The organism is Halomonas maura (genome assembly GCF_030409305.1).
GTDB classification, from domain to species: Bacteria; Pseudomonadota; Gammaproteobacteria; order Pseudomonadales; family Halomonadaceae; genus Halomonas; species Halomonas maura.
Map to the genome: position 1 here is coordinate 1 of NZ_JAUFPQ010000007.1, position 18,088 is coordinate 18,088.

14 protein-coding genes are annotated in these 18,088 nt (G+C 68.8%); 10 read left to right on the forward strand and 4 right to left on the reverse strand.

The window, feature by feature from the left end; all coding sequences use genetic code 11:
* Window positions 1-1,902, forward strand: a 1,902-nt coding sequence (locus QWY76_RS01500) for a DNA translocase FtsK (protein ID WP_290309348.1), incomplete at its 5' end; no start/stop codon positions are given.
* Between the two features lie 114 nt (window positions 1,903-2,016).
* Complete coding sequence (lolA, locus tag QWY76_RS01505) at window positions 2,017-2,646, forward strand: outer membrane lipoprotein periplasmic chaperone LolA (protein ID WP_290309349.1); 630 nt, start codon at window positions 2,017-2,019, stop codon at window positions 2,644-2,646.
* Window positions 2,647-2,709: 63 nt separating this feature from the next.
* Here lolA and QWY76_RS01510 read toward each other — a convergent pair whose 3' ends face one another.
* Window positions 2,710-3,864, reverse strand: coding sequence for an MFS transporter (locus QWY76_RS01510; RefSeq protein WP_290309350.1), 1,155 nt, complete (start codon window positions 3,862-3,864; stop codon window positions 2,710-2,712).
* 112 nt (window positions 3,865-3,976) lie between these two features.
* On the opposite strand from QWY76_RS01510, the gene QWY76_RS20055 reads away from it, so the two are divergent.
* The gene (locus tag QWY76_RS20055) at window positions 3,977-4,198 is read left to right on the forward strand and encodes a GntR family transcriptional regulator (RefSeq protein WP_353960381.1); all 222 of its coding nucleotides are present in this window, start codon (window positions 3,977-3,979) and stop codon (window positions 4,196-4,198) included.
* Between the two features lie 48 nt (window positions 4,199-4,246).
* Complete coding sequence (locus QWY76_RS01515; RefSeq protein WP_353960382.1) at window positions 4,247-5,359, forward strand: aminotransferase-like domain-containing protein; 1,113 nt, start codon at window positions 4,247-4,249, stop codon at window positions 5,357-5,359.
* 1 nt (window position 5,360) lies between these two features.
* Here the strand turns inward: QWY76_RS01515 and QWY76_RS01520 are convergent, their stop codons facing one another.
* Window positions 5,361-6,701 carry a replication-associated recombination protein A gene (locus QWY76_RS01520; RefSeq protein WP_290309351.1) on the reverse strand — a complete coding sequence of 447 codons (1,341 nt, stop codon included), beginning with the start codon at window positions 6,699-6,701 and terminating at the stop codon, window positions 5,361-5,363.
* A gap of 202 nt (window positions 6,702-6,903) precedes the next feature.
* Between QWY76_RS01520 and QWY76_RS01525 the strand changes: the two genes are divergently transcribed.
* The 4 genes from QWY76_RS01525 (at window position 6,904) to QWY76_RS01540 (ending at window position 14,654) form a co-directional block, all read left to right on the forward strand.
* A complete protein-coding gene (locus QWY76_RS01525) occupies window positions 6,904-7,449 on the forward strand; it encodes a hemerythrin domain-containing protein (protein ID WP_290309372.1) in 546 nt (181 codons plus the stop codon).
* A 232-nt stretch (window positions 7,450-7,681) separates the two neighbouring features.
* On the forward strand, window positions 7,682-8,458 hold the full coding sequence (murI, locus tag QWY76_RS01530; RefSeq protein WP_290309352.1) for a glutamate racemase: 777 nt from the start codon (window positions 7,682-7,684) through the stop codon (window positions 8,456-8,458).
* 57 nt (window positions 8,459-8,515) lie between these two features.
* Window positions 8,516-9,622, forward strand: a complete 1,107-nt coding sequence (gene trmA / locus QWY76_RS01535; RefSeq protein ID WP_290309353.1) for a tRNA (uridine(54)-C5)-methyltransferase TrmA — start codon at window positions 8,516-8,518, stop codon at window positions 9,620-9,622.
* Between the two features lie 190 nt (window positions 9,623-9,812).
* Window positions 9,813-14,654, forward strand: coding sequence for an NAD-glutamate dehydrogenase (locus QWY76_RS01540; RefSeq protein ID WP_290309354.1), 4,842 nt, complete (start codon window positions 9,813-9,815; stop codon window positions 14,652-14,654).
* A gap of 97 nt (window positions 14,655-14,751) precedes the next feature.
* On the opposite strand, the gene mgtE is transcribed toward QWY76_RS01540, so the two are convergent.
* Complete coding sequence (gene mgtE, locus QWY76_RS01545; protein WP_290309355.1) at window positions 14,752-16,104, reverse strand: magnesium transporter; 1,353 nt, start codon at window positions 16,102-16,104, stop codon at window positions 14,752-14,754.
* A 103-nt stretch (window positions 16,105-16,207) separates the two neighbouring features.
* On the opposite strand from mgtE, the gene QWY76_RS01550 reads away from it, so the two are divergent.
* Window positions 16,208-16,498: an encapsulin-associated ferritin-like protein gene (locus QWY76_RS01550; RefSeq protein WP_290309356.1), complete on the forward strand. Its 291-nt coding sequence runs from the start codon at window positions 16,208-16,210 to the stop codon at window positions 16,496-16,498.
* Between the two features lie 122 nt (window positions 16,499-16,620).
* Window positions 16,621-17,643, forward strand: a complete 1,023-nt coding sequence (locus tag QWY76_RS01555; protein WP_290309357.1) for a quinone-dependent dihydroorotate dehydrogenase — start codon at window positions 16,621-16,623, stop codon at window positions 17,641-17,643.
* An 83-nt stretch (window positions 17,644-17,726) separates the two neighbouring features.
* On the opposite strand, the gene rmf is transcribed toward QWY76_RS01555, so the two are convergent.
* Window positions 17,727-17,933: a ribosome modulation factor gene (gene rmf / locus QWY76_RS01560; RefSeq protein WP_082042631.1), complete on the reverse strand. Its 207-nt coding sequence runs from the start codon at window positions 17,931-17,933 to the stop codon at window positions 17,727-17,729.
* Window positions 17,934-18,088 lie beyond the last annotated feature (155 nt).

Consider the following 18,088-nt stretch of genomic DNA (forward strand, 5'->3'; position numbering starts at 1 on the left):
CCCGCGGCGGCCCCAGGGCCCGCCGAGGGCGACGCGGCGCCGGCCGGCGAGGGCGCCGGCGAGCCTCGCGCCCCGGCCATGCCGCGTCGGGTGCCCGAGGTCGTGCCCGAGCCGGTCCTGCCGGATGACGATGACGATGACGCGCCCCTGCCGTCCTGGCAGGCCGAGGCCTCCCGGGAGCCGGCGGCGTCGCGTCCGGCGCCGCCCGAGGCGTCCCCGCGGCCGAGCACGCCGCCTCCGGTTGAGCCGCCGCCTGCCGATGACGACGACGGCCCCCGGCAGGCCAGCGCCGAGCAGGCCCGGGAGGCGGCGGACGACGATGGCCCCACCCTGTGGACCGTGGAGCACCTGCAGAGCCAGCGGCCCATGTTCGACGACCTGCCGGAGCCGGACGGCGAGCTGCCCAGCCTGCGGCTGCTCACCCCGCCCCAGGCCCATCAGCCCAACTACTCGGACGCCCAGCTCGCCGAGATGGCCGAGCTGCTGGAGACCCGGCTGCGCGAGTACGGCGTCAAGGCCGAGGTGGTCGATACCTGGCCGGGCCCGGTGATCACCCGCTTCGAGATCAAGCCGGCGGCGGGGGTGAAGGTCTCCAAGATCAGCAACCTGGCCAAGGACCTGGCGCGCTCGCTGATGGTCAAGAGCGTGCGGGTGGTGGAGGTCATTCCCGGCCGGCCCACGGTGGGCATCGAGATCCCCAATCCCAACCGCGCGATGATCCGCCTGCGCGAGGTGATCGACTCCGACCGCTACCAGCACGAGGCCTCGGCGCTGACCCTGGCGCTCGGCCAGGACATCGGCGGCGGCCCGGTGGTGGCCAACCTCGGCAAGATGCCGCACCTGCTGGTGGCCGGGACCACCGGCTCGGGCAAGTCGGTGGGGGTCAACGCCATGCTGATCTCCATGCTGCTCAAGGCCACGCCCGACGAAGTGCGCATGATCATGGTCGACCCCAAGATGCTGGAACTCTCCGTCTACGACGGCATCCCGCACCTGCTGGCGCCGGTGGTCACCGACATGAAGGAGGCGGCCAACGCCCTGCGCTGGTGCGTGGCCGAGATGGAGCGGCGCTACAAGCTGATGGCGGCCATGGGCGTGCGCAACATCGCCGGCTTCAACGCCAAGCTCGACGAGGCCGAGCGGGCCGGGGCCCAGGTCGCCGACCCGCTGTGGGAACCGCAGCCCTGGGAGATGCACCAGGCGCCGCCGGTGCTCGAGAAGCTGCCCTATATCGTGGTGGTGATCGACGAGTTCGCCGACATGTTCATGATCGTCGGCAAGAAGGTCGAGGAGCTGATCGCGCGGCTGGCCCAGAAGGCCCGCGCCGCCGGCATCCACCTGATCCTGGCCACCCAGCGGCCCTCGGTGGACGTGGTGACCGGCCTGATCAAGGCCAACATCCCCACCCGCATGGCCTTCCAGGTGTCGTCGCGGGTCGATTCCCGCACCATCCTCGACCAGGGCGGCGCCGAGAACCTGCTGGGCCACGGCGACATGCTCTACCTGCCGGCCGGGTCCGGCATGCCGACCCGGGTGCACGGGGCCTTCGTCGATGACGACGAGGTGCACCGGGTGGTCGAGGACTGGAAGCGTCGCGGCGAGCCGGAATACATCGACGAGATCCTCTCCGGCGGCGTCTCCGCCGAGGCCCTGGCCGGCCTCGAGGCCGAGGGCGGCGGTGGCGGCGACGACGATGCCGAGCAGGACGCCCTCTACGACGAGGCCGTGGCCTTCGTCACCGAGAGCCGCCGGGCCTCCATCTCGGCGGTCCAGCGCCGCTTCAAGATCGGCTACAACCGGGCCGCCCGCCTGGTCGAGGCGATGGAAATGGCCGGCGTGGTCTCGACCATGGGCACCAACGGGGCCCGCGAGGTGCTGGCGCCGCCGCCGGCCGGCGACTGAGGCCGCCCCGATCATGCAACCACCATGCAAGCCGCGGCCGGGATGCAACCCGCCGCGGCACCCCGGGTCCGAGACACAGGACGCGACCATGGATCCGCTCAGGGAGACAATGAGATGACAGTGAAGACGACCCTTGCCGCGCTGGCCCTGGCGGCGCTGGCCCCGGCCTCGGCGCTGGCCAGCGAAGGCGCCGACCGGCTGGCCCGGATGCTGGAGCCGGTGCAGACCTACGTCGCCGACTTCGACCAGCAGATCCTCGACAGCAGCGGCCAGCGCCTGCAGGAGGCCAGCGGGCAGATGTGGCTGTCGCGCCCCGGGCGATTCCGCTGGGAGGTGGACGCGCCCTACGAGCAGATCGTGGTGTCCGACGGCGAACAGGTGACCCTCTATGACCCCGACCTGCAGCAGGCCACGGTGCAGGCGCTGGACGAGCGGGTCACCCATACCCCGGCGCTGCTGCTCTCCGGCAGTGCCGACGAGCTCACCGAGAGCTACGAGGTGTCGCGCAGTCAGCAGGGGGCGTCGGAGACCTTCACTCTCCTGCCGAAGAGTTCCGACACCCTGTTCGAGGAGCTCAAGCTGACCTTCTACGGCGAGCAGTTGGGCTTCCTGCAGATGACCGACAGCACCGGACAGCGCACCGCCATCGAGTTCGATGACGTGCAGCAGAACGTCGAGGTGCCCGATGGCCGCTTCCGCGTGGACCTGCCCGAGGGCACCGATGTGATCCGCGAATCCCGATAAGCGGGGACAGGCGGCGGCCTCGATCGCCCCCGGGGAAGACTGCTTTCCCGGGGGCGATGTCGTTCAGGCCGCGTCGAACGCGCGACGCGACCGTCGCAACGGCCAGCCGTACACGAAAAGGCAGGCGCCGAGCAGTACCAGGCCGAAGACGGCCAGGGCGTTGGCCTGGCCGAGGCTCTCCATCATTGCGCCGGTGACGACGACCGGCACGCTGAAGCCGAGGTAGGCCATCAGGAAGAAGCCGGCGCTGGCGCGGGCGGACTGGTCGCCGGCCGCATCCAGGATGCCGCTCAGGCCGCCCAGGTAGATGAATCCGTAGCAGGCGCTGCTGGCCCCCAGCGCGCCCAGCAGCACGCCGGCCAGGCGGCCCTCGAGGGCGCCCCAGGCGATCAGCGCGTAGGCCAGCGGCAGGATGACCAGGCCGAGGCGCACCGAGGTCGCCGGGGACAGGCGGCGGGCCAGGGGCTGGAAGAGGACGCCGCCGCTGCAGATGCCGAGGGTCGCGAAGCCGGACCAGGCCGACAGGCCGTGTCGGTCCAGTACCTCGGGCAGCAGGGCGATGACCAGGCCGACCGTGGCCCAGGCCAGCAGGATCGTCACGCCGAACGCCACACTCCCGGTGGGATAGGCGGGCAGGCGCACAGCGGCGGGCGCCGTCGATTCGGGCGTGTTGTCCTCCAGGCGCCAGAGGCCGAACAGGGCCAAGGAGCCCGCGAGCAGATACCACCACAGGCTCGCCGGCGTCAGGCTGGGTTCACGCAGCAGGCAAAGGCTGGTCATGGCGGCGCCCAGACCGAAACCGAGCGAGGTGCTGGCGGTGACCCAGGCCGTGGGACGGCGGCGATCCCGGCCGGGGAGCAAGGCGAGCATGTAGGCAGGGGCCGAGGCCGAGGTCAGGGCGGTGGCGATGCCCATCAGCAAGCGGGCGATGCCCAGCGTGACCACGCCCGGGGCGGCCAGCGTCAGCAGGGTAGCGGCGAGACACAGGCCGAGGGCGGTGACCATCAGCGAACGCCGTCCGAACCGGTCGGGCAGCCCGCCGCCCAGGATCAGCACCGGCAGGATGCCGAGCACGTAGCAGGCGAAGGCGATGCCGGTGGCGGTGGTGCCCAGGCCGTCATGGGCCGCCAGGGCGTCGTAGTAGGGGGCCTGAAGATTGACGGCAGTGGTGGTCAGGCAGAGGGCGAAGGCCAGGCGGAGTCCCGGAAGCATCGACATGGGGGGCCTCGAGCGGGTGGGTGAGGCCTCAGGCTCCCATCGTGCCCGGCGCGGCATAAGGTACACTGGCGATGGATTTTGCGGGAACGGTGCGGGCGAGAGGGAAGCTGCCATGCAGGTGAAGATCGATCCGCTCGCGGAGCGGCCCCGGGTCGAGCAGCTGACGGACGGCATCCGAGAGTGGATCGAACGGCATGGCGCGCCCGGCGAACGACTGCCGTCGATCCGTCGCCTCTCCGCGACGCAGGCTGTCAGCCGTAACACCGTGCTCGAGGCCTACGAGCGCCTCGCCGCGCTGGGCTGGATCGTCTCGCGGCCCGGTTCGGGGTTCTAGGTGGCCGACGGGGCCGTCGATGCGACGGAGCGCGAGGCGCGTTCGGGCATGGCGGACGTGTCCGACGAGATGTGGCAGCTGTTCCAGCCAGAGGGCGACAGCCTGCGACTGGGCTGTGGCTGGCTGCCCACCGCCTGGCGCGACGAGGAAACCTTCGCTCGTGCCCTGCGCCAGGTGGCGCGGCAGTCGTCGGCGGGGCTGTTCGAGTACGGCACGCCACTGGGCTCGCCGGAGCTGCGTGCCCTGCTGCAGGAACGATTGCGGGGCCTGGCCATCGAGGCCGACGCCAACCAGCTGCTGACGACCGGCGGCGGCAGTCAGGCGCTCGACGTCATCGTGCGCTGGATGCTGCGCCCGGGCGACACCGTGCTCGTAGAATCCCCGGGCTACTACAACCTGTTCGGGCTGCTGCATCTCCACCGGGTCAACGTCGTCGGCGTGCGTCGTACCGAGGACGGGCCCGATCCGGAACATCTCGAGGCGCTGCTCGAGCGCCATTCGCCCAGGCTGTTCTTCTGTCACAGCGTACTGCACAACCCCACGGGCACCAGCCTGTCTCCGGAGGTCGCGCGGCGGGTGCTGGCGCTGGCCGAGCGGCACGATCTGTGGATCGTCGAGGACGATATCTACGCCGATTTCCAGCAGACGCCCACGCCACGGCTGGCCGCGCTGGACGGCCTGCGGCGGGTTATCTACGTGGGGAGCTTCTCCAAGACCCTCTCCTGCTCGCTGCGCGTCGGCTTCATCGCCGCGCCGCCGGCGCTCGTCAAGCCGCTGGTCGACGTCAAGATGCTCAGCAATATCGCCAGCTCGTCCTTCGCCGAACAGGTGGTGGCGACGCTGCTGCGCAACGGCAGCTACCGTCGGCTGGTGGACAGGCTGCGGCTGCGCCTGTCACGACGCATGAGCACCGCCCTCGAACTGGCCCGAGGAAGTGGCTGGGAGCCGTATGCGCTGCCCCGGGGCGGCATGTTCCTGTGGGCGCGCCACCCCGAGGTCGCCTCGTCCCGGGAGCTGGTCGCCAGCGCGGAGCGCCGGGGCATCCGGCTGTCTCCCGGGGAGGTCTTCCTGCCCGAGGCGAACGAGTCGCCCTGGATTCGTCTCAACGTGGCCTATGTCGACGACGCCCGGGCGCGAACCTTCCTGGCCGACCCGCGATGACTCAGTCCGCCTCTCGATCGGCGGCCGTATCGAGTTCGGCGCGCCACTCCATCATTTGTTCATAGCGCTTCTCCTGGCCGTACGCCGTGGGCCGGTAGAAGCGTTCGTGAGGGACGTCCTCGGGCCAGCAGTCGTGCCGGCTCCCCGCCGGATAGCCGTGGGGCTCGCCGTGCGCGTAGCGATAGCCCTCGCCGTGGCCCAGCGATGCCATCAGCTTGGTCGGGGCGTTGCGCAGGTAGGTGGGCACCTCGAGGCGCGGCTGGGCGGCGGCGAAGGCGCGGGCGCGGTGCCAGGCCTGGTCGACGGCGTTGCTCTTGGGGGCCACCGCCAGGTGGATGGCGGCATGGGCGATGGCCCGCTGGCCCTCGTAGTCACCGAGGCGCAGGTAGGCGTCCCAGGCCGCCATGACCAGCGGCAGCGCCTTGGGATCGGCATTGCCCACATCCTCGGAGGCGATGGCGGTCAGCCGGCGGACCACGTCGAGCGGGTCGCCGCCGCCCTGGACGAAGCGGGCGATGTAGAGCAGGGCGGCGTCCGGGCGCGAGGAGCGTATCGACTTGTGGATCGCCGAGAGCAGGTCGTAGTAGTGGTCGCCCTGCTTGTCGAAGGCGCTGGCCTGATGGCCGATCACGTCCTCCAGGGCCTCGCGGGGCAGGCGCTCGCCGTCGCCCTCCGGGGAGGTGAAGTCGCAGGCGGTCTCCAGCAGGCCCAGGGCGCGGCGCGCATCCCCGGCGGCGGCTCGCGCCAGCATGGCCAGGACCTCGTCGTCCACCGTGATGCGCCGGGCGCCCAGGCCATGGGTCTCGTCGGCGAGGGCCTGGTGCAGCACCCGCATCAGTTCCTCCTCGGTCAGCGCCTTGAGCACGTGGACCCGGGCCCGGGAGAGCAGGGCCGAGTTGACCTCGAAGGAGGGGTTCTCGGTGGTGGCGCCGATCAGCGTCAGCAGGCCGGATTCCACATGGGGCAGCAGGGCGTCCTGCTGGCTCTTGTTGAGCCGGTGGATCTCGTCGAGGAACAGCAGGGTGCCGCGTCCCTGCCCCTGGGCGGCCCGGGCGCGATCCACCGCGGCGCGGATCTCCTTGACGCCGGCCATCACCGCCGACAGCCGCTCGAGGTGGGCGCCGGACTCCTCGGCGAGGATCTCCGCCAGGGTGGTCTTGCCGGTCCCCGGTGGCCCCCACAGGATCATCGAGCGCACCAGCCCGCTCTCGACCATCCGGCGCAGTGGCTTGCCGGGCCCCACCAGGGCCTGCTGGCCGACATAGTCGGCGAGCCGGCGCGGTCGCATGCGCCAGGCCAGGGGCGCGGTCTCCTCGGACGTGGCCTGCTGGAACAGGTCCATTTCTGACTCCTCCGCTGACGGCTGCTAGAGTGGATACGTCCATTCTGGACTTTCGACCATGGACGGCGGGCAAACATCCCGGTGGCAGGCTAGCTTGTTAACGCCATCGCGCATCACCGGGAACCCGCCGGGACGAGGCGAGTCGAATCGAAGGTGCCTTGCGTCCATGTGCCTGATCACAGAGGAGGCCTCCGCGATGCCCATGCTGAATCAACTGCGCCAGGATCATGCCAATATGGCCCGCATATTGCACGTTCTGCAGCTCAAGCAGAAGACCCTGGCGGCCGGTGAACGGCCGAATTTCCAGCTGGTACGCGAAGTCGTGGACTATATCCTCGACTATCAGGAGGGATTCACCCAGCCCCTGGAGAAGGTCTGCACCGAGCGGCTGAAGCAGGTGGTACCCGAGTCCGAGGAGGTGACCGCGCGGCTGGCCAGGGACTACCGGGCGCTCAAGGCCCAGCTCAAGCGCCTGTCCGATGACCTCGACATGATCCTGATGGATGCGGTGATTCCCATGGACCGCTTCGCCGACGACCTGCGGGCCTATGTGGAGGCGCACCGCGCCTACCTGCGCGACGAGCGGGAGCTGCTGTTCCCGATGATCCGTGATTATTTCCAGGACGGCGACCTCGAGACCCTCGCCGAGTCGCTGCCCGAGGGCGCCGCCGAGAAGCTGGAGCGCCTCCAGGAGGCCTACCCGGAGCTCTACGCCGAACTGCGGGACGCGCCCGAGCCCGCCACCTGAGGGACACCATCCGACTCGACGGGCCCCGACATCGACCCGGGCGGTGTGGCGCGACCGTCCGGGCGTCGGATGACGCCATGCACCTTCGAGTCCGCGCCCGGCTGAGGTAGAATGCCCCGCATCCTGAGACGGGGCCTGACGCCATGCCGCACACCTCCCTTGCCATTGCCTCGCCGACCGCGCCCTGCCGGGGGCTGTGCCGGTGGGCGATCGGCCGATCGGCGGCGGGCTGATGGCGGGACCGATCCTGGTCTTCGATTCCGGGGTGGGCGGGCTCTCGGTGGTCGCGGCGCTGCGCCGACGGCTGCCCGAGGTGGCCCTGGCCTATGCCTGCGACAACGCCATGCTGCCCTATGGCGTCCGCGAGGACGATTGGCTGGTGGCCCGCATCCTCAGGGTCTGCCGGGCGGCGGTGGCCGCCAGTGGCTGCAGCGGCCTGGTGGTGGCCTGCAATACCGCCAGCACCCTGGCCCTCGAGGCGTTGCGCGAGAGCCTGTCGGTGCCGGTGGTCGGCACCGTGCCGGCGATCAAGCCGGCCGCGGGGCTGAGCGAGAGCCGTCATATCGGCCTGCTGGCGACCAGCGCCACCGTGGCGCGCCCCTACACCCTGCGGCTGATCGAGGATTTCGCCCGGGATTGCCGCGTCACGCGCCTCGCCGCCGACTCCCTGGTGGGCGAGGCCGAACGGCTGGTGCTCGGCGAGACGCCGGATGCCGCCCGGCTGCGTCGCGTGCTGGCGCCGCTCGAGGCATTGCCCGACCTCGATACCCTGGTGCTGGGCTGCACCCACTTCCCGCTACTGCGGGACCGGCTCGCCGCAGCCGCCCCCCGACCGCTGCGCTGGGTGGATTCCGGCGATGCCATCGCTCGGCGCACCGGCCAGGTCGTCGTCGCGCCGCAGCGCCGCCCGGCGCTCGAGCTGGGCTGGGTGACCGCCCCGTCGCCGGCCCTCGCACGGGGGCTCGCCGGCTTCGGCTTCGTCGACGCTCGTCGGCTCGTCCTGGCCTGAGTGCCCCGGGCCCCGTTCCCTTACCTAGAGTCTTTCGATCACTATCCAGGAGCCGCCGTGGCCATTCCCGTAGTCGACCCCGACCGCTATGACGACCAGCTCGCGGCCAAGCGCGAGCGCTTGACCACGGAGTTCGCCCGCTTCTCGCCCCCGCCGCTGGACGTCTTTCCCTCGCCGGCCAGCCACTACCGGCAGCGCTGCGAGTTCCGCCTGTGGCACGAGGGCGACGATCTCTTCTACGCGATGTTCGAGGTCGACCCCGCGGACCCCGAGCGGAAGACGGTGGTCCGGCTGGACGACTTCCCGGTGGCCAGCCGGCGCATCAACGCCTTGATGCCTCGGCTGCGGGAGGCCCTGCGTGACACGCCCGTGCTGCGCCACCGGCTCTTCCAGGTCGAGTTCCTCACCACCCTGTCCGGCGAGGCGCTGGTCACCCTGATCTACCATCGCCCGCTCGACGAGGCCTGGGAGATCGAGGCGCGTGCCCTGGAACGGGCGCTGGACATCATGATCATCGGCCGGGCCCGCAAGCAGCGTCGGGTGCTGACCCGGGACCACGTGTGGGAGCGTCTGGCCGTCGACGGGCGCGAGTTCGTCTACCAGCAGGTGGAGAACAGCTTCACCCAGCCCAATGCCGAGATCTGTCGGTCCATGCTGTCCTGGGCGCGGGACGTCACCGCCGGCAGTCAGGAGCGTGACCTGGTGGAGCTGTATTGTGGCAATGGCAATTTCACCGTCGCGCTGGCCGAGAACTTCCGCCGCGTCCTGGCCACCGAGATCTCGCGGACCTCGGTGGCCAGCGCCAGGGAGAACCTGGCGGCCAATGGCATCGCCAATGCCGAGGTGGGGCGCATGTCCGCCGAGGAGTTCGCCCAGGCCCTGCGCGGCGAGAAGGGCGGACGGCGAGTCGCGGAGATGGGCCTCGACGACTACGATTTCTCAACGGTCCTGGTGGATCCGCCCCGGGCCGGGCTGGACGAGGCCAGTTGTCGCCAGCTCAGCGGCTACGAGCGGATTGTCTATATTTCGTGCAACCCGGAGACATTGGCCCACAACCTGGAGACCCTGACCCGAACCCATGAGGTGCAACGGTTCGCCCTGTTCGACCAGTTTCCCTGGACCCACCACTGCGAATGCGGGGTGCTGCTGACCAAACGGGACTGATCGCGGCCAGACGGGGCGCGCCGGCCTTGTCAAGGCCGATGCGCAACCGACATGCATCATGAGCAAAGGGGCATGTCGTTAGGGATGGCACGGGGATTGACGTAAGCTCTTGAGCCATGGGGGCCAGGTCCGCTTCCTACGTCAAGTGATCCCGGCCGCGTTGCGCGGCCGCTGACAGTCGAGGTGATGGATGCTACAAGTCGCACACGAGGAGAGCCGTCAGGATCTGCTCAAGCAGCTCACGGAACGGCTGCAAAGCCGGCTGGACAAGGACAAGGCCGCGGCGGTCGAGGCCTTCGCTCGGCACTTCTACGCCAATGTGCCGCTGGAGGACCTCACCGACCGACGGCTGGACGATCTCTATGGGGCGACCCTGTCGGTGTGGCACTTCATCCAGCAGTTCGAGCCCGAGGCGCCCAAGGTGCGGGTCTTCAATCCGGACTTCGAGGAACATGGCTGGCAGTCGACCCACACCTTCGTTGCCGTGCTCCACGAGGACATGCCGTTCCTGGTCGACTCGGTGCGCCTGGAGCTCAACCGTCGCGGCATGACCGTGCATGCCATCCACAATTCCGTGCTGGCCGTGGCGCGCGACAAGACCCATCACCTCAAGGCCGTGGTGGAGTCCAAGGACAGCGGAGCGGCCGCGCCCCGGGAGTCGCTGATCGCCATCGAGGTGGATCGCCACTCCGACCCGGCCGAGCTGGAGGACATCGAGGCCAGCCTGCAGGAGGTGCTGCGTGACGTGCGCACCGCGGTCCGCGACTTCGAGCCCATGTGCGAGCAGGCCCGGACGGCCATCGCCGAGCTCGAGGCCAGCCGCCCCGAGCAGGTGGACGCCGAGGACCATCGCGAGGCCATCGCCTTCCTGAACTGGTTGCTCGAGGACAACTTCACCTTCTTCGGCTATGACGAGTACGAGGTCCAGGAGGACGGTAGTCGTCAGCGCCTCGACAAGGTGCCCGGCAGCGAGCTCGGCGTGTTCCGCCTCGACCAGCCCCGCTACCGCGAGCGGATTCGCACCGACCTGGGCGTCGATGGCGATCAGTTCGTGCTGGTGCCCCAGCTGTTGTCCTTTGCCAAGAGCGCCCATCACGCCCGGATACACCGGCCGACCTATCCCGACTACATCTCCGTCGACCGCTACGACGAGCACGGCAACGTGATCGGCGAGCGACGCTTCCTGGGCCTGTTCACCGCCACCGTCTACAACGAGTCGCCGCGCAACGTGCCGATCCTCAGGCGCAAGCTCCAGTCGGTCATGGAGATGTCCGGCTTCAACCCGAAGGGCCACAACGGCAAGCAGCTGTTGCAGATCCTCGAGGTCTATCCGCGCGACGACCTCTTCCAGATCGATATCGAGGAGCTGACCCAGACGGCACTGGGCATTCTCGATATCCGCGAGCGTCGCCGGGTGCGGCTGTTCATCCGCGAGGACCGCTTCGGCAAGTTCTATTCCTGCCTGGTGTTCGTCCCCCGCGACGTGTTCTCCACCGAGCTGCGCCTGCGCCTGCAGGACCTGCTGTGCCAGGAGCTCGACGCCACCTTCGGCGACTTCAACACCTACCTCTCGGAGTCGGTGCTCGCACGGATCCAGTTCATCCTGCGCTTCAACGACCAGAGCCCGGTGGACTACGACATCAAGCGCCTGGAGGACAAGCTGGTCAAGCTGGCCCGCAACTGGCGTGACGACCTGCTCAACGCCTCCATCGAGGGCTTCGGCGAGGAGCAGGCCAACCTGTTGATGAGCCGCTTTCGCGACGCCTTCCCGGCCAGCTACCGCGACGACTTCAGCGCCCGCACCGCGGTCTATGACTTGCAGCACCTCGGCGAGCTGGACGACGGTATTCCCCTGGCCCTCTCGCTGTACCGGCTGATCGAGGAGGAGGGCAGCGGGGTCAACCTCAAGCTCTTCCACGGCGACGCCCCGATTCCGCTCTCCGACGTGCTGCCGATGATGGAGAACCTCGGCCTGCGGGTGCTCGGCGAGCGGCCCTACGAGGTGCAGGCCACCGATCGCTCCTACTGGATCCATGACTTCACCCTGGAGCACCACACCAGTGTCGAGGTGAACCTCCAGGAGATGCGCGAGCCGTTCATCGACGCCTTCCAGCGCATCTGGACCGGCGAGGCCGACAATGACGCCTTCAACCGGCTGATCATCGGCGCCAACCTGGACTGGCGGGAAGTGGCGATGCTGCGGGCCTATGCGCGCTACCTCAAGCAGATCCGCTTCGGCATGTCCCAGGACTACATCGCCACCACCCTGGTCAACCATCCCGAGATCACCCGGGAGCTGGTGAGCCTGTTCGAGCTGCGCTTCGATCCCGTCGACCGCCCCGAGCCCAGCGAGATCAGCGAGTGCGAGGCGCGCATCCTGGCGCTGCTGGACGAGGTCCCGAGCCTCAACGACGACCAGCTGCTGCGCCGTTACATGGAGCTGATCCAGGCGACGCTGCGCACCAACTACTACCAGAAGGCCGACGACGGGCGCTTCAAGGACTACATCGCCATCAAGATGGAGCCCTCGCGGGTCTCCGGCATGCCCAAGCCACGGCCCGCCTACGAGATCTTCGTCTGCTCGCCGCGGGTGGAGGGCGTGCACCTGCGGGGGGGCAAGGTGGCCCGCGGGGGGCTGCGCTGGTCCGATCGCCAGGAGGACTTCCGTACCGAGGTGCTCGGCCTGGTCAAGGCCCAGCAGGTCAAGAACGCGGTGATCGTGCCGGTGGGCGCCAAGGGCGGCTTCGTCTGCAAGCGCCTGCCGGAGGGGGGCGGCCGCGATGCCCTGCAGCAGGAGGGCATCGCCTGCTACAGGACCTTCATCCGCGCGCTGCTCGACGTCACCGACAACCTCAAGGGAGGCGAGGTGGTGCCGCCCCGCGACGTGGTCCGCCACGACGACAACGACATCTACCTGGTCGTGGCCGCGGACAAGGGCACCGCGACCTTCTCGGACATCGCCAACGAGATCTCCGCCGAGTACGGCCACTGGCTCGGCGACGCCTTCGCCTCCGGCGGCGCCAACGGCTATGACCACAAGAAGATGGGCATCACCGCCAAGGGCGCCTGGGAGTCGGTCAAGCGCCACTTCCGTGGCCTGGGCGTGAACACCCAGCAGGACGAGTTCAGCGTGCTCGGCATCGGCGACATGGCCGGCGACGTCTTCGGCAACGGCATGCTGCTCTCCGACCGGATCCGCCTGGTGGGGGCCTTCAACCACCTGCACATCTTCGTCGATCCGACCCCGGACGTTGCCGCCAGCTTCGTCGAGCGCCAGCGCCTGTTCGCCTTGCCGCGCTCCAGCTGGGAGGACTACGACGCCTCGCTGATCTCCGAGGGCGGCGGCATCTTTCCGCGCAGCGCCAAGTCGATCCGCATCACGCCGCAGATGAAGCTGGTCTTCGGCATCCGCGAGGACAGGCTCTCGCCCAACGAGCTGATTCGCGCCATGCTGGTCTCCCGGGTCGACCTGATCTGGAACGGCGGGATCGGCACCTACGTCAAGAGCAGCGAGGAGACCGATGCCCAGGTCGGCGACAAGGCCAACGATGCCCTGCGCATCGACGGGCGGGACCTCAACTGCCGCGTGGTCGGCGAGGGCGGCAATCTCGGCCTGACCCAGCGTGGCCGCATGGAGGCCGCCGCCAAGGGCGTACGCGTCAACACCGACTTCATCGACAACGCCGGCGGCGTCAACTGCTCCGACCACGAGGTCAACATCAAGATCCTCATCGACGAGGTGGTGGCCCGGGGCGACATGACCGAGAAGCAGCGCAACCAGCTGCTCGCCGAGATGACCGAGGAGGTGTCCGGCCTGGTGCTGCGCGACAACTATCGCCAGACCCAGGCCCTGGATCTCGCCGAGCTGCTCTCCCAGCGGGGCATCGGCCCCTTCCGCCGCTTCATCAGCGAGCTGGAAGCCGCCGGCCAGATCGACCGCGAACTGGAATTCCTGCCCGGCGACGAGGAACTGCAGGAGCGGACCCTTCACCACCAGGGCATGACCCTGCCGGAACTCTCGGTGCTGATCTCCTACGCCAAGAGCGTGCTCAAGGGGGACCTGATCGCCTCCGATGTGCCGGATGACCCGACCATCATGCGCTACGTGGAACGTGTCTTCCCCGCGGTGCTGGTGGAGCGCTACCGCGACGAGATGTACGAGCACCGCCTGAAGCGCGAGATCGTGGCGACCCAGTTGGCCAACGACATGATCGACCACATGGGGGTGGTCTTCGTGCGCCGCCTGATCGACTCCACCGGTACCGGCCGAGCCGACATCGCGCGGGCCTTTGTCATCGCCCGCGACAGCTTCCAGCTTGGCCGCACCTGGGAGCAGGTCGAGGCGCTGGACAACCAGGTGCCGAGCCAGGTGCAGTACTCGATGATGCTCGACCTGATGCGCATGCTGCGCCGGGCCACCCGCTGGTTCCTGCGTCAGCGCAGCGGCATGACCACCCGGGATGCCATCGACTACTTCGCCCCGCGCCTGTCCCAGCTGCAGGAGAACATCGGAAAGCGCCTGCGCGGCGAGGAACATACCCAGTGGCAGCAGCGTCGCGACGAACTGATCGAGGCCGGCGTGCCCGCGGCCCTGGCCAGTACCGTGGCCGCGGCCAACAGCCTGTATGCGGCGCTGGGCATCATCCAGACCGCGCGGCAGACCGGCGACAAGCCCCAACGGGTCGCCGAGATCTTCTACGAGGTCGGTGCGCGTCTCGAGCTGCCGTGGATCCTGCAGCAGGTCACCCGGCTCGAAGTCACGGATGGCTGGCAGGCCAAGGCCCGGGAGACCTTCCGGGATGACATCGAACGCCAGCAGCTGGCGCTGACGGCCAGCGTGCTGGGCATGGAGGAGGGGCCGCGCGAGACCGCCGAACGGGTCGAGCGCTGGCTGTCGCTCCACGAGGGCATGCATGGTCGCTGGTGCCGGCTGATCGACGAGGTGGGCGGTGGCAACCAGGGCGGCTTCCCGCTGTTCGCCGTCGCGGTCCGCGAGCTTGTCGACCTGGCCGAGAGCAACAGCGAGGCCTAGCCCGCTCCCGCCTCCCCGAGCCCCGCTTCGTGCGGGGCCTGAAACGCGGCCCCCCGCCATCCGGCGGGGGGGCGTCGTTTGGCGGAGGCGACGAGGATCAGAGCAGGAACAGCGTGGCCAGCCCCAGGAAGGACATGAAGCCCACCACGTCGGTGACCGTGGTCAGCACCACCGAACCCGACAGGGCCGGGTCGATGCCCACCCGCTTGAGCAGCAGCGGGATGACGATGCCGGCCACGCCGGCGGCCAGCATGTTGATCACCAGGGCCGCGGCGATGATCACGCCGATGCCGAGATTGCCGAACCACAGCACCGCCAGGACGGCCACCACCAGGGCCCACAACAGGCCGTTCAGGGCGGCGATGCCGACCTCCTTGCGCAGCAGCCAGTTGCTGTTGGTGCGACTGATCTGACCCAGCGCCAGGCCGCGGATCGCCAGGGTCAGGGTCTGGCTGCCGGCGATGCCGCCCATGCTGGCGACGATCGGCATCAGCACCGCCAGGGCCACCAGCTGGTCGAGGGCATCCTCGAAGCGCCCGATCACCCAGGCGGCCAGGAAGGCCGTGAGCAGGTTGATGCCGAGCCACACCGCCCGACGCTTGGCGCTGGGCAGCACCGGGGCGAAGAGATCCTCCTCCTCGTCGAGGCCGGCCATGTTCATCAGTGCCTGTTCGGAGTGCTCGCGGATCACGTCGACGATGTCATCGATGACGATGCGGCCGAGCAGCAGCCCCTGGTCGTCGACCACCGGCGCCGATACCAGGTCGTGAGTCTGGAAGAGGGTGGCCACGTCGCGGGACTTCATGGTCACCTGGATGCTGTCCACCTCCGGGTCCATCAGGTCGGCCACCGCCAGCTCGGGGTCGTTGGCCACCAGCCTCACCAGCGACAGCACGCCCATGAACAGGCCGTTGCGGTCGACCACCATCAGCGCGTGGGTGTTGTCCGGCACGGCCTGCTTCCAGCGCAGGAAGCGTTGCACCGTCTCCAGGCTGACGTCGGCCCGCACGGCGATGGTGTCGGTGCGCATCAGGCGCCCGGCCGAGTCCTCCTCGAAGGCCAGGGTCTCCTGCAGGCGGGTGCGCTGCAGCTCGTCCATGGAGCGCAGCATGTCCTCGGCGACCTGCTGGGGCAGGTCCTCGAAGATCTCGGCGAGGTCGGTGGTGTCGAGACTCGAGGTGGCCGCGACGATCTCGGCATGATCCATGTCGTCGATGAGGGTGCTGCGGACCTCGTCATGGACATGCAGCAGGACCTCGCCGTCGACTTCCTGGGGGACGCGTTCCCACAGCCGGATGCGCTCGCTGGGCGGCAGCGACTCCAGCAGCAGGGCGACTTCCGCGGGTTCCAGGTCGCCGATGACATCGTCGACCTTCTCCAGGTGCTCTTGTTCGAGGGCCAGGTGAATGCGCGACAGGCGGTGTTCCAGCGTCTCGGTCGTCTCGGTCATGTCGTCTCCCTGGCAGCGCGTCATCGAGGCTGACAAGCGTCCTCGATGTGTCCTATGTCGGACTCCTGATCTGTGCCTCAGTAGACCATAAAAGGCGCGTCACATGGCAGGTGCCAGCGAGGGCTATCACGAGCCCATCGAGGAGCTCACCGGCGAGACATGCGACTACCACCGGGCCATCGTCTCGTTGATGGAAGAGCTCGAGGCGGTCGACTGGTACAACCAGCGGGTGGACGCCTGCCGGGACGACGCGCTGCGCGAGATCCTCGCGCACAACCGCGACGAGGAGAAGGAGCATGCGGCGATGACGCTCGAGTGGTTGCGGCGCCGCGACCCGACCCTGGACAAGCACCTGCGCGCCTTCCTGTTCGGCGAGGGTGACATCGGCCACTGACCCCGGCGCGACCCGCCGACGGCGAGCCCCTTCCCGCGGCGGGGTTCGTCGTGACGGGGTGGCTGCGCTATACTCGCGCCCCGTTTCGGCCCGCGTGGTCCCGCCGCCCCTCAGGAGATGTCATGTATTCGCTTGCCCGCTCGCTGCTGTTCCGCCTCGACGCCGAGAAGGCCCATTCGGTGGCGCTCTCGGCGCTGGACCTGGCCGAACGCCTGGGGCTGGCGGGGCGGCTCGCCGGGGGGCGGGTCGAGGACCCGGTGGAGCTGATGGGCCTGCGCTTCCCCAATCGGGTCGGCCTGGCCGCGGGGCTCGACAAGAACGCCGATCATCTGGATGCGCTGGGCGCACTCGGCTTCGGCTTCGTCGAGGTGGGCACCGTGACGCCCAGGCCCCAGGACGGCAACCCCCGGCCGCGGCTGTTCCGCCTGCCCGAGGCCGGGGCCATCATCAACCGCATGGGCTTCAACAACGCCGGCGTTGACCACCTGGTCGCCAATGTCCGGGCCAGCCGCTACGACGGCGTGATCGGCATCAATATCGGCAAGAACCTGACCACGCCGGTGGAGCGCGCGGTGGACGACTACCTCCTCTGCCTTCGCAAGGTGCATGCCCATGCCCACTACATCACCGTGAACATCTCCTCGCCGAACACCCCGGGACTGCGCAACCTGCAGTTCGGTGTGCACCTGGACCAGCTGCTGGGGACCCTGCGCGAGGAAGCGAGCCGCCTGGACCGCGAAGGCGGTCGGCGGGTGCCCCTGGCGGTGAAGATCGCTCCCGACATGGATGCCGAGGAAGTGCGCCTGGTCGCGAAGAGCCTCGAGGCCAACGGCATCGAGGCGGTGATCGCTACCAACACCACCATCGCCCGGGAGGCGGTGGCAGGCCTGCCCGGGGCCGACGAGCAGGGCGGCCTCTCGGGGCGGCCGGTGTTCGAGCCCTCCAACACGGTGATCCGCGAGCTGCGCCGCCACCTGCCGGCCATGCCGATCATCGGGGTGGGCGGCATCGACAGCGGTCAGGCGGCGCTGGCCAAGGTCGAGGCCGGTGCCGACCTGGTGCAGCTCTATTCCGGCTTCATCTATCGGGGGCCGGCGCTGGTGGGGGAGTGCACCCGGGCGCTCCAGGCGCGCCACCGAGTCTGAGAGGCACTAAAAAGCCCATGGCCTGGCCATGGGCTTGAGGGGTTCGTCTTGTCGATGACTAGCGATACACCCGGGCTTGGGGGTTACATCACCATGGGGTTCTTGTGAATACCGGAGACGCCCGTCATGCCGGACCATTGATCTCCACGACCTTCACGCCAACCGCTCATCCAGTACTCGCGTAGATTGATATCTTGACTCGGACAGTCATCACGGGAACGACCTGAGAGACCTGCCTTGTACCCATGAACATAGGCACGCTGGAAGCGATCACGTTTCTGTCGTTTCATTGGACTACCTCTTGCTAAGGTACCGATTGAATTCGACGCACAAGGGAGCGTCAAACCCGTGTTGTCGGGTCCCGTAAGGCGGCGTGAAACGCCGCCAGTGAGAAAGACCCATTGACAGGAACGCATGCGTTGTCAGGTAGCTACCACCTCATAGA

Bases quoted from the DNA above. Each gene is read 5' to 3' on its own strand.
- QWY76_RS01555 (WP_290309357.1), top strand. From the start codon at position 16,621: ATGTATTCGCTTGCCCGCTCGCTGCTGTTCCGCCTCGACGCCGAGAAG.
- QWY76_RS01515 (WP_353960382.1), top strand. From the start codon at position 4,247: ATGGCGGACGTGTCCGACGAGATGTGGCAGCTGTTCCAGCCAGAGGGC.
- lolA (WP_290309349.1), top strand. From the start codon at position 2,017: ATGACAGTGAAGACGACCCTTGCCGCGCTGGCCCTGGCGGCGCTGGCC.
- QWY76_RS01550 (WP_290309356.1), top strand. From the start codon at position 16,208: ATGGCAGGTGCCAGCGAGGGCTATCACGAGCCCATCGAGGAGCTCACC.
- QWY76_RS01520 (WP_290309351.1), bottom strand. From the start codon at position 6,701: ATGGACCTGTTCCAGCAGGCCACGTCCGAGGAGACCGCGCCCCTGGCC.
- rmf (WP_082042631.1), bottom strand. From the start codon at position 17,933: ATGAAACGACAGAAACGTGATCGCTTCCAGCGTGCCTATGTTCATGGG.
- QWY76_RS01510 (WP_290309350.1), bottom strand. From the start codon at position 3,864: ATGTCGATGCTTCCGGGACTCCGCCTGGCCTTCGCCCTCTGCCTGACC.
- murI (WP_290309352.1), top strand. From the start codon at position 7,682: ATGGCGGGACCGATCCTGGTCTTCGATTCCGGGGTGGGCGGGCTCTCG.
- QWY76_RS01540 (WP_290309354.1), top strand. From the start codon at position 9,813: ATGCTACAAGTCGCACACGAGGAGAGCCGTCAGGATCTGCTCAAGCAG.
- mgtE (WP_290309355.1), bottom strand. From the start codon at position 16,104: ATGACCGAGACGACCGAGACGCTGGAACACCGCCTGTCGCGCATTCAC.
- QWY76_RS01525 (WP_290309372.1), top strand. From the start codon at position 6,904: ATGCTGAATCAACTGCGCCAGGATCATGCCAATATGGCCCGCATATTG.
- QWY76_RS20055 (WP_353960381.1), top strand. From the start codon at position 3,977: ATGCAGGTGAAGATCGATCCGCTCGCGGAGCGGCCCCGGGTCGAGCAG.